The sequence below is a fragment of the Mycobacterium venezuelense genome (genome assembly GCF_054919535.1).
In genome coordinates, this window is sequence record NZ_JBONDW010000019.1 from 36358 (window position 1) to 50291 (window position 13934).

General features: G+C 66.4%; 14 protein-coding genes. 9 read left to right on the top strand and 5 right to left on the bottom strand.

What is annotated here, in order from left to right; genetic code table 11:
* Positions 1 to 7 precede the first annotated feature (7 nt).
* Genes ACRCUN_RS26315 through ACRCUN_RS26325 form a run of 3 tightly spaced genes read left to right on the top strand, consistent with a single transcriptional unit; the run spans position 8 to position 2296 of the window.
* Positions 8 to 490 carry a carboxymuconolactone decarboxylase family protein gene (locus tag ACRCUN_RS26315; RefSeq protein ID WP_462144562.1) on the top strand — a complete coding sequence of 161 codons (483 nt, stop codon included), beginning with the start codon at positions 8 to 10 and terminating at the stop codon, positions 488 to 490.
* Positions 491 to 519: 29 nt separating this feature from the next.
* On the top strand, positions 520 to 1890 hold the full coding sequence (locus tag ACRCUN_RS26320; RefSeq protein WP_462144563.1) for a type I glutamate--ammonia ligase: 1371 nt from the start codon (positions 520 to 522) through the stop codon (positions 1888 to 1890).
* 40 nt (positions 1891 to 1930) lie between these two features.
* Entirely contained in the window at positions 1931 to 2296 is a 366-nt protein-coding gene (locus ACRCUN_RS26325) for a VOC family protein (protein ID WP_462144564.1), read from the top strand.
* On the opposite strand, the gene ACRCUN_RS26330 is transcribed toward ACRCUN_RS26325, so the two are convergent.
* From ACRCUN_RS26330 to ACRCUN_RS26340, 3 genes are all read right to left on the bottom strand, one after another.
* On the bottom strand, positions 2293 to 2736 hold the full coding sequence (locus ACRCUN_RS26330) for a nuclear transport factor 2 family protein (protein ID WP_462144565.1): 444 nt from the start codon (positions 2734 to 2736) through the stop codon (positions 2293 to 2295). The genes ACRCUN_RS26325 and ACRCUN_RS26330 overlap by 4 nt on opposite strands.
* Positions 2726 to 4513 (bottom strand): N-acyl-D-amino-acid deacylase family protein, encoded by a 1788-nt coding sequence (locus tag ACRCUN_RS26335; RefSeq protein ID WP_462144566.1) that lies wholly within the window; start codon positions 4511 to 4513, stop codon positions 2726 to 2728. The genes ACRCUN_RS26330 and ACRCUN_RS26335 overlap by 11 nt, the downstream gene beginning before the upstream one ends.
* A gap of 99 nt (positions 4514 to 4612) precedes the next feature.
* Complete coding sequence (locus ACRCUN_RS26340; RefSeq protein ID WP_462144567.1) at positions 4613 to 5539, bottom strand: SDR family oxidoreductase; 927 nt, start codon at positions 5537 to 5539, stop codon at positions 4613 to 4615.
* Positions 5540 to 5606: 67 nt separating this feature from the next.
* Here ACRCUN_RS26340 and ACRCUN_RS26345 point away from each other — a divergent pair, with 67 nt between their 5' ends.
* A complete protein-coding gene (locus ACRCUN_RS26345) occupies positions 5607 to 6527 on the top strand; it encodes a dienelactone hydrolase family protein (protein WP_462144568.1) in 921 nt (306 codons plus the stop codon).
* 204 nt (positions 6528 to 6731) lie between these two features.
* Positions 6732 to 7856, top strand: a complete 1125-nt coding sequence (locus ACRCUN_RS26350; RefSeq protein WP_462144569.1) for a glycosyltransferase — start codon at positions 6732 to 6734, stop codon at positions 7854 to 7856.
* An 8-nt stretch (positions 7857 to 7864) separates the two neighbouring features.
* On the opposite strand, the gene ACRCUN_RS26355 is transcribed toward ACRCUN_RS26350, so the two are convergent.
* Positions 7865 to 8194 (bottom strand): MmcQ/YjbR family DNA-binding protein, encoded by a 330-nt coding sequence (locus ACRCUN_RS26355; RefSeq protein ID WP_462144570.1) that lies wholly within the window; start codon positions 8192 to 8194, stop codon positions 7865 to 7867.
* A 141-nt stretch (positions 8195 to 8335) separates the two neighbouring features.
* Here ACRCUN_RS26355 and ACRCUN_RS26360 point away from each other — a divergent pair, with 141 nt between their 5' ends.
* From ACRCUN_RS26360 to ACRCUN_RS26375, 4 genes are all read left to right on the top strand, one after another.
* Entirely contained in the window at positions 8336 to 9766 is a 1431-nt protein-coding gene (locus ACRCUN_RS26360; RefSeq protein ID WP_462144571.1) for an APC family permease, read from the top strand.
* The gene (locus ACRCUN_RS26365; protein WP_462144572.1) at positions 9763 to 11106 is read left to right on the top strand and encodes a glutamine synthetase family protein; all 1344 of its coding nucleotides are present in this window, start codon (positions 9763 to 9765) and stop codon (positions 11104 to 11106) included. The genes ACRCUN_RS26360 and ACRCUN_RS26365 overlap by 4 nt, the downstream gene beginning before the upstream one ends.
* Complete coding sequence (locus tag ACRCUN_RS26370; RefSeq protein ID WP_462144573.1) at positions 11103 to 12329, top strand: acyl-CoA dehydrogenase family protein; 1227 nt, start codon at positions 11103 to 11105, stop codon at positions 12327 to 12329. Before ACRCUN_RS26365 ends, ACRCUN_RS26370 begins: the two co-directional genes overlap by 4 nt.
* Before the next feature lie 85 nt (positions 12330 to 12414).
* Complete coding sequence (locus ACRCUN_RS26375) at positions 12415 to 12801, top strand: cupredoxin domain-containing protein (RefSeq protein ID WP_462144574.1); 387 nt, start codon at positions 12415 to 12417, stop codon at positions 12799 to 12801.
* Here ACRCUN_RS26375 and ACRCUN_RS26380 read toward each other — a convergent pair.
* Complete coding sequence (locus tag ACRCUN_RS26380) at positions 12794 to 13912, bottom strand: Rv2629 family ribosome hibernation factor (RefSeq protein WP_462144575.1); 1119 nt, start codon at positions 13910 to 13912, stop codon at positions 12794 to 12796. The genes ACRCUN_RS26375 and ACRCUN_RS26380 overlap by 8 nt on opposite strands.
* Positions 13913 to 13934 lie beyond the last annotated feature (22 nt).

Consider the following 13934-nt stretch of genomic DNA (forward strand, 5'->3'; position numbering starts at 1 on the left):
TTCGGCCATGAGCCGCATTGGAGACTTCCCCGACGACGACGTGGCGGGCTGGGTCCTGCGATCGCCCGAAATCGGCACCGCCATGGCCAACTTCACCAACGCGGTGTACACCAAAGGCCGGCTGCCGCTGCGGGTTCGCGAACTCGCCCGCATGGTGATCGCGCTCGACAACGAATGCATGGTCTGCCAGAACACCCGGGATGGCGAAGGTGCGGCAGCCGGGGTCGACGAGGATCTCTACGACCACGCCGCAGAATGGCAGACGTGGCCCGGCTACAGCCCCGCCGAGCGCATCGCCGCCGAGTTCGCGCATCGGTTCGCCACCGAGCACACCGAACTTCGCGACGACGAGGAATTCTGGGAGCGCGCCGCCGAGCACTTCGACGCCGAGCTGTTGACCGACCTGGCGTTGTCGTGCGCGATGTGGCTGGGGATGGGCCGGATGCTGCGGACACTCGACATCGGCCAAACCTGCAAGATCACGCTGTAGGCGGCACCGCCGCGGCGCACAATGAGGTTGTGACAGCTGCGACATCGAGAACGGGCAAACCCCTCGCGGCAGCGGCCATCGCCCAGCTCGAATCGGACGGGGTCGCGACACTCATCGGCACGGTCGTCAATCCGGCCGGGCTGACGCACGCAAAAACCGTTCCGCTCCGACGGATGGGGATATTCGCCGACCCCGGGCTCGGGGCCAGTCCGGTGTTTCACGCCTTCACCATTGACCAGACCGGCATCGTGTTCGGTGATGCCATCAGTGTGGTGGGGGATCAGCGTATCCGGATCGACCTCGGTGCGCTCCGTATTCTCGGTGACGGGTTGGCTTGGGCGCCAGGCGCTTTCTACAACCAGGACGGGACACCGGATCCGTACTGCAGCCGCGGCGTCCTGCAGCGCGTGGCCGACCGGCTCGATGCCGCCGGTCTCACCGCGCTCGTGGGACATGAGATGGAGTTCGTCCTCGTAGGTCCCGACGGCAGTCGCCTGCCCTCGGTGTCGTGGGCCCAGTACGGGCTGGCCGGCTTGCTGGAATTCGAAGGCTTCGTCGGTGATGTCATGAACGCGGCCACCAATTCGGGGGTGACGATCGAGCAGTTCCATCCCGAGTACGGCGCGAACCAGTTCGAGATCTCGTTGTCGCCGCAACAGCCCGTCGCCGCGGCGGACCAGTTGATCCTCATGCGCATCATCGTCGGCCGAGTCGCCAGGCGCTACGGCATGCGCGTGAGCCTGTCACCGGTCCCGTTCGCCGACAGTGTGGGTTCCGGTTCGCATCAACATTTTTCGCTCGGCCGCGGTGACATCCCGGTGTTCTCGGGCGGATCGGAGGCGCGCGGTATGACACCCGACGGAGAGTCGGCGCTTGCCGGCCTGCTCGCCGGGTTGCCCGCCGCGCAGGGCGTCCTGTGTGGCTCGGTGGTATCGGGTCTACGCATTCAGCCCGGACACTGGGCGGGGGCGCACAACTGCTGGGGCACCGAAAACCGGGAAGCCGCAGTGCGATTCCTCATCGGCGGTCCGAGTAATCCGTATGGCGCCAATGTCGAGGTCAAGGTCATCGACCCGTCGGCCAACCCCTACCTCGCCACCGCGACGATCCTCGGCCTCGCCCATCGCGGGATCGAGCAGAATCTCGCGTTACCGGCGGAAGTGTCGGTCGACCCGGCCAGCCTGAGCGACGACCAGCGCGCCGCGCAGAATGTCGCGCTGCTGCCGAGCCGCCAGATCGATGCGCTGGCCGCTCTCGACGCGTCCGACCTCATCCGCGAGATTTTGGGCAACGAGGTGGTCGACGCGGTTCTCGCGGTGCGGCGTTACGAGCACGAGAACTTCGGTGACCTCGACCCCGAAGCGCTCGCCGACCGGTTCCGAATGGCCTGGAGCGTCTGACGCCGGTTTGCTCCATACCGCAGGCGGCAATACCGATGTCATGATCGGAAAGCTACGTTCTGTCGTGCTCGACTGTCAGGAGCCGCGCAAGCTGGCCGCGTTCTACGCCGAGGTGCTCGGCGGGGAAATCTCCGAAGAAGACGAGACGTGGGTGGTCGTCACCGATCCGGCGGGTCGAAGGCTGGCATGTCAGTACTCACCGCAGCACCAGCCGCCGACTTTCCCGGATCCGGGCGGATCTCAGCAGTTCCACCTCGACATCCAGGTCGATGATCCCGACACCGCCCAGCAGCAGGTGCTTGCCCTTGGCGCCGCGCGCGTCGACGGTGCGGTCGAGGACGGGATGTTCCGGGTGTTTCGCGATCCGGCGGGACACCCGTTCTGTCTGGTGTGGGGTATCGGCTAGACCTGCCCGGTCGCGTCGTACACCCATGACATGTCCGCGTTGGCGAAGTCGGCCATCCAGGTCGGCGGGGCGTGGTTGGCGAGTGCCCCCATATCCCAGTAGTCCTTCCACAACGTGATCTTGCCGCCCTCGACGCGGTGCACGGTGACGAACTTCAGGACGGCGGATTCACCGGTTTCCCAATGCCATTGCTCGTGGTGCTCGTACATGGCGTCCTGACCGTTCGCGATGAGCAGCCCATCGAAGTTCTCGTAGGAGGCCAGTGGTTCGAGGCCGATCTTGAGGCGTTTGACGATGTCATCGGGACCCTTGGCGGCAGCGGCGGGGCCGACCGGCATGTCGAGGTAGATGCAATCCTCGGCCAGATAGGTTTTGAGCAAGTCCCAGTCCCGGCCGGACAGCGCCTTCCACATTCCGAGAACCGTATCTTCAACGGACACCGGCGAATTCACCTTTCTGGGCGGGCAGGGCGGGGGAGCGGTGCGCGGCTCGCAAGAACCTGCCGGTGCGCTGCGCCCCGACCACTTCGGTGAGCGTGCCGTCGAGGTACACGGCGCGACCGCCGATCAACACGGCGTTGACGGTGTCGTCGTTGCGGTTCACCATGCGCGACAGGCCGCCGTAGGACTCGACGGTGTCTTCTGCGTATTCGTCCAGGGACTCGTCGAGGCGCGCCGGATCGACGACAACCACGTCGGCGCGATCACCGACGCGCAGATGACCGGCGTCGATGCGGTACCAATCGGCGAGTTCCCCGGTGAGCCGGTGCACGGCCCGTTCCACCGACATGAACGGCGTGCCCGCCTTCTCGGCGTCCACGACGTGGCGCAGCAGGCGCAGGCCCATGTTGTAGAAGGCCATGTTGCGCAGGTGTGCGCCAGCGTCGGAGAAGCCCATCTGGATCCCCGGATCACCGGCCAGCTTCTTGAGCACCTCGGGGCGGTGATTGGAGATCGTGGTGTGCCAGCGCACCGCCGTGCCGTGTTCGAGGACGAGATCGAGGAACGCGTCGACGGGATGCACGCCCCACTTCACGCCGACCTGTCCGAACGACTTCCCGATCACCGATTCGTCGGGACATGCCACTATTTCGGCGTCGAAGAAGTCGCGATGCCATACCCGCACCCCGAACTTGGCGTCGTAATCCTTGCGGAAGCGACGTCGGTAGGACTCGTCACGCAGCAATTCGTTGCGCTCGACCTCGTCGCGCAAATGCAGAGCCGCCGCGCCCGACCCGAACTCCTCGAACACCACGAGGTCGATACCGTCGGCATAGACCTCGAACGGGACCGGCAGGTGCTGCCACCGGAAATTGCCGCCCAGTGCGTTGACGACCCGCGCCAGCGGTCCCATCATCAGGATCGCGTACGGATTGGCCTTGATGTCGGCAGCCGACAGCAGGCTGGTCTTGAGCGGATTGCGGAAGATGCCGAGGGACTGGGCGACCTGCGACGCGAGATTCACCGGGTTCTGGATGTCGGGGCCCGACTGCAGCACCCGCCCGGCCCGGCGCAGCAGCGACTTCAGCCTGCGCAGCTCGCGTGGTTTGGCGTAGGTCGACGGTAACGTCCGCGAACGGCACACCTCGCCGTCGATCTTGTCGAAAAGCAGCTGCTGCGAAGACATTCCGACGAAACCGGCGTCGAGGGCCTCTTCGAGCATCTGCTCCATCCTGGCCTGCTCGGCCCGAGTGGGGCGCTGATCCTTGCGGGTGGCCCGGTCGAGTCCCATCACCGCGGTACGCATATCCGAGTGCCCGATGAACGCGGCCAGATTGGGCCCGAGGGGCAGCCCTTCGAGGGCGGCGATGTACTCCTCGCAGTTCGTCCAGGTCTTGTTGTCGTCGACAGCGGCGATCACGTGCTCGCGCGGGATGGCTTCGACACGCCCGAACAGGTCTCCAGCGTCGACGCCGTTCACGTGCACGGTCGACAGCGAGCACGAGCCCAACATCACCGTCGTCACCCCGTGACGCAACGATTCCGACAGCGACGGCCCGTTGAGGACTTCGACGTCATAGTGGGTGTGGATGTCGAGCATGCCGGGCAGCACCCACTTGCCGGTGGCGTCGATGACGTGCGGGCAGTCCGTCGCGTCGAGTTCGTGCGCCGAGATCTCGACGACGTGTCCGCCGAGGATCCCGATGTTGCGCACAGCGGACGGTCCACCGGTGCCGTCGAACCAGCGGCCGTCACGGATGATTGTGTCGAAGGTCACCCCGTCATAGAACAACCGGCGGCGCCGGGTGTCAACGAAATCCGTGAACAGATTTCAGAAAATGTCTACTGGCTTCCGCGCCTGCCGTCTGAACTGCGGCTATATCGGCGCCCATGCGTCGGGTTGTCGTCCGTCGAGGTCGGTGAACCCGTACTCGCGGGCCAGATCGACCGAGCTCACCGACCGCTGGTTCCACCGTGCGCGGTCCGGGTCGGCGGCGATGGCGGCCACACCCCGGCCGACGAATCGCGGTGTCTCGGATTCGGCGAATCCGGGCGGGGCCATCGGGTAGCCGTCGGCCCGTACCGGATCGAGCGCAGCTCGCCAATTCACCTCGTTGACGCCGTAGTTGTCGAGCATCATCTCCGAACGCAGCCAGCCCGGTGTGATGGCCACCGCGACCCCGCCGAAAGTCGCGAGTTCATGCCCCTGACTGAACGCCAACCGGTTGACGGCGTTTTTCACCAAGTCGTAGAACACCGACAACCGATAGTTGTTGTTGTTGAATTCCGTTGTCCCGTCCGATATCTCGACGAGCAGGCCGCCGGGCTCCTTGGCCAGCAAAGGTAACAGGCAATGCGAGGTGATGAGATGGGTGTCGATGCCCAGCCGCAGTATGCGCAGTCCGTCGTCGAGGTCGTGCTGCCACATCGGCCGGCCCCACGTGGGCGGCGCACCTTTGAGTATCTCGGCACCCCACACATCGTTGACCAGGATGTCGATACGGCCATGGTCGACCGTGATGCGGCCGGCCAGGGCGCGGACCTGTCCGACATCGAGGTGATCGACCTGGATGGCGATCCCCGAGCCACCGAGGTCGCATACCAGTTCTGCGGTTTCCTCGATGGTTTCGGGGCGGTCGTAATCGGACGTGCAGTTACCGGTGACGCTGCTGCGACCGGTGCAGATCACGGTTGCGCCCGCTTCGCCGAGCGCCGCGGCGATACCGCGACCCGCGCCGCGCGTCGCTCCGGCAACCACCGCGACGCGCCCCCGCAAGGCGTCTGGCTCCAGTGACCACCCCATCCGATGAGTATCGCGCCGCAAGCCGTTCGACCACTGCAGTTCAGCATTTCGGCGCATACTCGGCTTCGTGACCCCGTTGCAGCGGTACATTGCCGAGGAAATCGCCACCGATCATCTCGACGGCCTGCTGTCGCGTCGTGAAGCCCTGCGCCGGCTCGCACTGCTCGGCCTGAGCACGGCTGCTGCCACCTCGTTGATCGCCGCGTGCAGTTCGACCCAGCAGCCGACCACCGAGACGTCGGCCACCGAGACCGTGACCGGTTCAGGCCCGGCGGCATCGGGTCCGCCTCCGGGTTCTGAGGGCGCTCTGCCCACCGAAGCGGTCACCTGGGCCGGGCCTGCGGGTGAACTGCAGGGTGCGTGGGCCGAGGCGCCCGATGCCAAGGGCGGAGTACTCGTCATCCATGAGAACAAGGGGCTCAACGACTACGTCAGGTCGGTGGCGGGCCGATTCGCCGGCATCGGATACTCAGCACTCGCGGTCGACCTGTTGTCGGCACAAGGCGGGACCGCGCAGTTCACCGACCCCGCCGACGCCACCGCTGCACTGAGCAAGATCGCACCCGAGGAATCCGTCGCGAACCTGAAATCCGGCCTCGACGAACTGCAGCGGCGCGTGCCCGACCGCAAGATCGCGGCCGTCGGATTCTGCATGGGCGGTGGACTGGTGTGGCGGCTGCTCGCCGTCGGAACCCCGCAACTGGCGGCCGCCGTGCCCTTCTACGGGCCTACACCGGAAAACCCCGACTTCTCCGGCTCCAAGAACGTTGCGGTGCTCGGGTTCTACGGCGCGCTCGATCAGCGCGTGAATGCCACCGAGCCGGTGGCCCGGGCCGCCCTGGAAAAGGCCGGCCTGGTACACGAACTCGTCACCGAGCCCGACGCCAATCACGCGTTCTTCAACGACACCGGCGATCGCTACAACGCCGCCGCGGCCGCCGACGCGTGGCGCCGGGTCCAGGACTGGTTCGCCACGCACCTCGCCTGAGCGCATACACCGCCGTCTTCGACCGGCGGTGTCGACCACCACTGTCACGCCAGAGTGGCTCCGCAACGCCAGCGCCACTCTGGCGGGACAACGGCGGCGGTCGCAGGCCGGGGACCAGCTTCCCGTCGCGGAGTTCAGCGCGTGTTCAGACACCCGTTGCGAGTGCGTTGTTGACCGCACACACGGCCCGGTTCTGATCGTGCAATGCGGGTTGTCCAGGTCGCGAACTTCTACGGCCCGCGTTCGGGGGGACTGCGCACCGCGGTGGACCGCCTGGGCGCGGAGTATTGTTCGGCAGGCCACGAGGTGTACCTGATCGTGCCCGGATCTCATCCGGAGCGCCATGTGCTGCCCAGCGGTGTGGTGCGAATTTCGCTGCCTGCCAGGCTGATCCCGTTCACCGGCGGATACCGTGCGGTGCTGCCCGGCCCGGTCACCTCATTGCTTCGACGGCTTGACCCCGACGCGTTGGAGGTCTCGGATCGGCTCACGCTGCGCTCACTCGGGCCATGGGGCCGAAGGCATGACGTAGCCACCGTGATGATCTCGCATGAGCGGCTCGATCGGCTTGTCGGGCAGGTGCTTCCGCGGTCCATGGCGCGCGCGGTCGCCAACTTCGCCAACCGGCGCACGGCGGCGAACTACGACGCGGTGGTGTGTACGACGGCATTCGCCCGCGAGGAATTCGACCGAATCGGCGCCGAGAATGTGGCCACCGTGCCGCTCGGGGTGGATCTGGACCAGTTCCACCCGAGTCGCCGGTCGGTGCAGATGCGCAGCCGCTGGGCCGACCCTCAACAGACGCTACTGGTGCACTGCGGGCGGTTGTCGGTCGAAAAGCACGCCCATCGAAGCATCGATACCGTTGCTGCACTGCGCGATTCGGGAGTCGATGCAAGGTTGGTGGTGGTCGGGGAGGGGCCGCTGCGGGCCCGGCTCGAACGTCAGGCGTCGCGGTTGCCGGTCGCGTTCACCGGGTACATTGGATGCCGCGACACCGTTGCGACGATCCTGGCGTCGGCCGACGTCGCGCTGGCACCAGGCCCACACGAGACGTTCGGGCTTGCCGCGCTGGAGGCGCTGGCCTGCGGAACGCCGGCGGTGGTGTCCCGCACGTCGGCGCTCGCCGAGATTCTCACGTCCGAAAGCGGTGCCACCGCGGACAACGATCCTCAGGCCATCGCGCATGCCGTCACTTCGGTTATCAGCCGGCCGGAACCACAGCGGCGCAGCAGCGCTCGTCAACGTGCCGAGCAGTTCACCTGGACCCGCGCGGCCGCCGGGATGCTCGACGTCCTCGGGGATACCGGCCGTGCGACCGGTGCGTGACCCGGGCGCTAGCCTGCCGTGAGCCTCGTCGGGGCGGCCTGTCGCCACGAGTCGAGCAGAATATCGTGCAGCTCCGCGGAATCCTCCAGCTCAGCCAACCGGACACGTACCCATGCAGATGGTGCCTCATGCGCGGGAACCCAGAACTTGTGTGGTTCCGCGGCGATCAGTTCGTCGCGCTCGAATCTGGGACAGCGCACTGCGAATGAGCTCTCATCGTCGGGGACGGTGACGAACATCTTGCCCGCGACATCGAACGTCGGATGGTTCCAACGCTCCTTTTCCGTGGTCTCGGGAAAGGACAACGCGATGCGGCGCACATCGTCAGCGTCGAGCACAGGGTGACCTCCGGTAGGAATCCCGTATTTTAACCGTTCGACTTTTGCGCACGGTGACGCCAGATCTGGTGACTGACGGCGGCGCGGCCCTATGGTCCGCGGGTCAGCTCAACACCCACGTTGCCGTTAGGACGGTCGATCATGTCCGAAATCACCACGGTTCCAGATTCTTTGGACGGTCAACCACCACCGGCCAGGCGGCACCTGCGCGGCAACCTGGGTGTCGCCTCGATCGTGTTCATGGTCGTCGCCGCGGCCGCACCGCTCGGCGTGATCGGCGGCGTGGTGCCGCTGGGCATCGCGTCGGGCAACGGCGCGGGCTTCCCGGCGACCTTCATTGTCTCCACACTGGTGCTGCTGCTGTTCGCCGTCGGATTCACTGCCATGACTCCGCATGTCGACGAGGCGGGCGCGTTCTTCTCCTACGTGCGCCAGGCACTTGGCTTTCCGGCGGGCATCGGCATCGCATTCGTCGCGCTGGTCAGCTATGTCGCGCTGGAGGCAGGCGTCTACGGCCTACTGGGACCGGCGGGCGCCAGTGTGGTCGAGTTGGCGGGCGGGCCTACCTTGCCGTGGTGGCTGTTCGCCGCGGTGGCTTTCGTGGTGACGACGTACCTCGGGTACCGCAACATCGAGCTTTCCAGCCGGGTGCTCGGCGTCCTGCTGACCGCCGAGATCGCCATCGTCCTGGTGCTCGACCTCGTCATCGTGGTGCAGGGTGGCGGCGACCACGGTCTGTCATCGGGCATCGTCAATCCGACCGCGGTCTTCTCCGGATCGCTCGGAATCGGGTTGCTGTTCGCGATCATCAGCTACGTCGGCTTCGAAGCGACGGCGATCTTCCGCGACGAGGCCCGCACCCCGGAGCGCACCATTCCGCGCGCCACGTACGTCGCGCTGATTCTGATCGGGGTGTTCTACGCGGTGACCAGTTGGGCGCTGATCTCGGGGTGGGGTGACGACGACGCCATTGCGCGCGCCACCGATTCCGGCAGCACCTTCCTCAGCGATACGGCACAGCGTTACCTCGGGGCGGTGGGCGCCGACATCATCACGGTGCTTTACTTCACGAGCCTGTTCGCGTGCATTCTGGCGTTTCACAATGTGGCATCGCGCTACGTGTTCGCGTTGTCGCAGCGCGACGTGCTGCCCGCGGCGTTGAGCCGGCCGCACGATCGGCACGGCTCACCGCACCGGGCATCGTTGTGGATCTCCGGGGTGGTCGCGGTGAGCGTGCTGCTCGCGGTCGTGTTCGGCCTGGATCCCGCCGCGCAGTTCTACACGTGGTTCGCCGGTGCGACGACGGTCGGCGTGGTCGTATTGATGATCGCCACGAGCGTCGCGGTGCTGGTGTACTTCAGCCGTGACCGGCGCGGCAACTCGCTGTGGCGGGTCCGGATTGCGCCCGCACTCGGTCTGGCCGGTCTTTCTGGCGCGCTCGTGCTCATCTTGACCAACCTCAACGACCTGGTCGGCGGCTCGAGCGTGCTGGCGTGGGTGATCATCGGCGTTCTATTGGGGGCCTTCATCATTGGCGGCGCCATCGGAACTCGGGTGGGCAACGCCTCATGACTGTCAACGGCGTTGTCGACCGGACCGCCCCAACACCCGAGCACGCACTGGTGAAGTCCATCGATGGCGGCTCGGTCACCGAGATCGAGGTCGCCTGGAGTGACCCGTTCGGGCACGCCCAGGGAAAGCGAATACCCGCAGCAGGGTTCCTCGGCCGGGCCGCTGGCACCGGATTCGCGTTCTGTGAGGCGTCATTGGGATGGAACACCGATGCCACGGTGATCGACACCCTGAGACTGACCAACTGGGAGGGTGGATATCCGGATGTCTACGCCGTACCCGATTTGACCACCTTCCGGCTGTTGCCGTGGCGCACCGGCGCCGCGCATCTGATATCCGACATCGTGACCCACGATCGGCGGCCGTCGCTTTTGGATCCCCGCGCGACGCTCAAGCGGGTGCTGGCTCGACTTGCCGGCCTCGGCTACACCGCCAAGGTCGGCGTGGAACTGGAGTTCTACCTTCTCGACCCGGATGGTTCGGCGTTTCAACCGGATATCCACGCCTACTCCCTGGAGAATGCGAACGCGCTCGATCCGCTGCTGAGCGACCTGCACGAAACCCTGGGCGCGTTCACGCGTTTGGAGGGAATCGAAACCGAATACGGGCCGGGCCAGGTCGAGGCGAATCTGATCTACACCGATGCGCTGGAGGCCGCCGACGATGCGGCTCGGCTGAAGTACGCGGCCAAGGAAGTCGCGCGCAAGCACGGCAAGATCGCCAGCTTCATGCCCAAGCCGTTCACGGAACACTCGGGCAGTTCGGCGCACCTGCACATCTCGCTGTGGCGTGATGGTAGCCCCGCCTTCGCTCCGGTGGACGGCGCCGAGAATGAGCTGGCGTTGTTCGCGATCGCGGGGTTGCTCGAGCATCTGCCGTCGATCACGTTGTTCGGGGCGCACTCGGTCAACGCCTACCGGCGGTTCGCACCGGATTCGTTCGCACCCGCGACGGTGACCTGGAGTCGCGACAACCGCAGTGCCGCCGTGCGGTCGCTGGTCGGGGCGGATCCGTCGGCCACACGTATCGAACTGCGCAGCGGCGCTTCGGATGCCAATCCATACTGGTTGATCGCCTCGGCGCTGGCCGCTATGGTCGCGGGTATCGAAGCCGGGCGCACGCCACCGGTCGCCGAGGGTGGGAATCTCTACGGCAAAGGCGCGCCACTGCCTGAATCACTCGGAACAGCAATCGCATTGGCAGCCCAGGACGACACGATAACCGAGATCCTCGGTGCGGATTCCGTGCACGATTTCGCGACGATCGCGCGTAGCGAGTGGTTGGCGTACACCCGGCATGTCAGCGACTGGGAACGCCGGCGCTGCCTGGCGAGCTCATGACATCGACCACTGAGCGGACTCACATCCACCTGCAACCGAAGTTGGGCGGATCGGTGGCCGATCGCGTCGCGCGCCTACCGGCGCTCGTCGACGATCTGCGTGCCGGTGACGTCGCCGCCGAACGCGATCGGGTTTTGCAGCACGGGGCGGTGGATCGGCTGCGGGCGGCCGGTCTGCTCAACCTGCGGGTGCCTGCCCGCTACGGCGGTCCGGGTGGCAGTGCTCGAGAGGTACTCGCAGTGGTCATCGAGATCGCCCGTGCGAGTTCGAATGTGGCTCAGGCTCTTCGGGCACACTTCGGGTACTCGGAGCGATTGTTGAGCAACCGGGCCACCGAAGCCGAACGGCGTCGCTGGTTCGCCCGGATCAACGACGGTTTGGTGTTCGGCAACGCCATCACCGATGGCACGGGGAAATCCCCGTCGAGTGCGGACACCACGGTGCTGGCCGATGCCAACGGGGTGTTGCGGCTCAACGGATACAAGTTCTATTCGACCGGCTCGCTGTTCGCCGATGTCATCGCGGTGTCGGCCGTGGACGCCGACGGCCAGGATGTGCAGGTCGTAGTTCCCACGGACCGGCCCGGAGTCGAACTGTTCGATGACTGGGACGGGTTCGGCCAACGGCTGACCGCGAGCGGCGGGACGCGCTTCAGGGACGTGCAGGTGCATCCTGACGAGGTCACGACGGTGTCCGATGGCGGACACCTCGGCCACAGCACCACGTTTCTGCAGCTGTATCTGGCGGCGGTGGCGGCAGGCATCGCGCACCGTGTGCTCGACGACGCGGTCGGTTACGTGCGCGACAAGGCGAGGCCTGCCGCGCACTCGCTCGCCGATACCGCTGCGGGAGATCCGTTCGTGCTAGAGGCCGTAGGTGATATCGCCGCCGATGCGGCAGCGGCGAATGCGTTGGTACTCGGCGCCGCCGACTCCATCGACGCTGTGGTGGACGGCGGCCACGAACACGATGGGCAGGCATTGGCAGAACTGGCGATCACCGTCGCGCAGGCCCAGCTGGTGGCCGAACGGCTGACATTGTCGGCGGCCCAGCGCCTGTTCGACACCGGGGGTGCATCGGCGACCGCCCGGGCGTTGAACCTCGACCGACACTGGCGCAACGCCCGCACGGTCGCGAGCCACAACCCGCTGGCCTACAAGGCACACGCGGCCGGCAACTACGCCGTCAACGGGGTCTGGCCGCCCGCCAACGGATATTTCTGAGCAGCACATCGGCAGAACCGGCCAAAACTGAACGCGGCCGGATCGATAATCGTCATCGGGTACCGACGACCTTCAGGGGGCCCGGATGAAGCTGGTTGCATTGTTCTGCACGTTGGCAGGCCTACTGGTCGTACTCATGGGCTGCGGCCAGTCCGACGACGGTTCGGCACGCGGCACCGGGACCGCGACGCTCACCGCGAGCCCGACGGCCGAGGCCGCCCCGGACGGGCCCACCATCACGATCGAGGGCATGGGGTTCAGCGGCGGACTCACCGTTGCGCCGGGCACCCAGATCACGATCGTCAACAACGACGAGGTCGAGCACTCGGTGACCGCACGCACCGGCGATGCGTTCGACGTGCACGTCGACGGTAAGCAACGGGCAACCCTCACCGCGCCGTCAGAACCGGGCGAGTACGCGTTCTACTGCATCTACCATCCCGCCATGATCGGGACGTTGACGGTCAGGTGACCGGCGCGGGAGTGCGCGGCGCGTAGCGCAACACCGCCGCGACGCCGTCGGCAGGCGATTGGTCTTCGGCCGCGCCGATCAGCTCTGCGCCGATCGATACCGCGACCAACGGCAGCGCCTCATCGGCGCGCAATGTGTGTGTCGGTGCGGCGCCCAGCTCGGAGAGCACGTTGGCGTTCGGAGCCACGGTCGCCAGGTCGTCGGAGGCCACGACAGTCGCGTCTCCGATGCTGCCGACGATCAACGTCTCGACCGCGCCTTCCCGCAGCGCGGCACACACTCCGTTCAACCCCTCGGTCGCCATACCCGAGTGGCGCCCGAGCTCTGCCGAAAAGCGTTGCGCCACGGTGTTGATCGCGGCGACGTGGCGTTGTCGCAGATGTTCACCGATGGCATCGTGCAGCTGTTGGCGGTCGAACCCGCTGTGGCGGGCGCCCACCTGTAGCTGCACCAGCCGTTCGGTCACGCGGTCGGGCAGTGCGGCGGTGAGGTCGCTACGCGATTGCACCTCACCGACGACGAACACCAGTTCCGGGGTCTCTTCGTCGACAAGCGCGGTGACCCGGCCGGCCACGGCGCGAATGTTCTTCGCGCGGCTTTCCTCGGTGCGCGGCTGGGGATCGCCGTAGCCAGGGGTTTCGGCTCCGCTCGCCTTGTGCACGGGGTAGCTCTCGCCATCAACCGTGTGGCTGGTGACCGTGCCGTCGCGGTGCAGCTCGATATCGGCGCCAGCGTGATCGACGACGGCCACGAGGTAGCTGGGTTGCTCAACACCGTGCGCGAGCACCGGCAGGATGTAGGGCAGCTCGGAGACGCGCACCACCGGGGCGCCGTCTGCCCGGCTCACCTGTTCGTCGATGAGCACGCCGTCGGCGTTGGCGACGACAACGCGCCCGCCTCGCCCGACCGCGGCCGGTCTCGCGGTGAGCGCCTCGGCCAGCCGGTCGATCAGCTCGGCCCCGGCGCCCTGTCGTGCGAGTTCCTCGCGCATCCCGCGCCATTTGAGATCAATCTGTGCGGCGGCGTCCTCGGTGTCGTGCGAATCGTCGAAGTAGATCGATCCGTAGGGCCCGGTGGCCGTCAGCAGGGTTTGGAAGTGTTCGGAGTGCATGATCCTCCGTCCTCTAGGTGTA

Bases quoted from the DNA above. Each gene is read 5' to 3' on its own strand.
- ACRCUN_RS26350 (WP_462144569.1), top strand. From the start codon at position 6,732: ATGCGGGTTGTCCAGGTCGCGAACTTCTACGGCCCGCGTTCGGGGGGA.
- ACRCUN_RS26325 (WP_462144564.1), top strand. From the start codon at position 1,931: ATGATCGGAAAGCTACGTTCTGTCGTGCTCGACTGTCAGGAGCCGCGC.
- ACRCUN_RS26315 (WP_462144562.1), top strand. From the start codon at position 8: ATGAGCCGCATTGGAGACTTCCCCGACGACGACGTGGCGGGCTGGGTC.
- ACRCUN_RS26375 (WP_462144574.1), top strand. From the start codon at position 12,415: ATGAAGCTGGTTGCATTGTTCTGCACGTTGGCAGGCCTACTGGTCGTA.
- ACRCUN_RS26360 (WP_462144571.1), top strand. From the start codon at position 8,336: ATGTCCGAAATCACCACGGTTCCAGATTCTTTGGACGGTCAACCACCA.
- ACRCUN_RS26340 (WP_462144567.1), bottom strand. From the start codon at position 5,539: ATGGGGTGGTCACTGGAGCCAGACGCCTTGCGGGGGCGCGTCGCGGTG.
- ACRCUN_RS26380 (WP_462144575.1), bottom strand. From the start codon at position 13,912: ATGCACTCCGAACACTTCCAAACCCTGCTGACGGCCACCGGGCCCTAC.
- ACRCUN_RS26370 (WP_462144573.1), top strand. From the start codon at position 11,103: ATGACATCGACCACTGAGCGGACTCACATCCACCTGCAACCGAAGTTG.
- ACRCUN_RS26365 (WP_462144572.1), top strand. From the start codon at position 9,763: ATGACTGTCAACGGCGTTGTCGACCGGACCGCCCCAACACCCGAGCAC.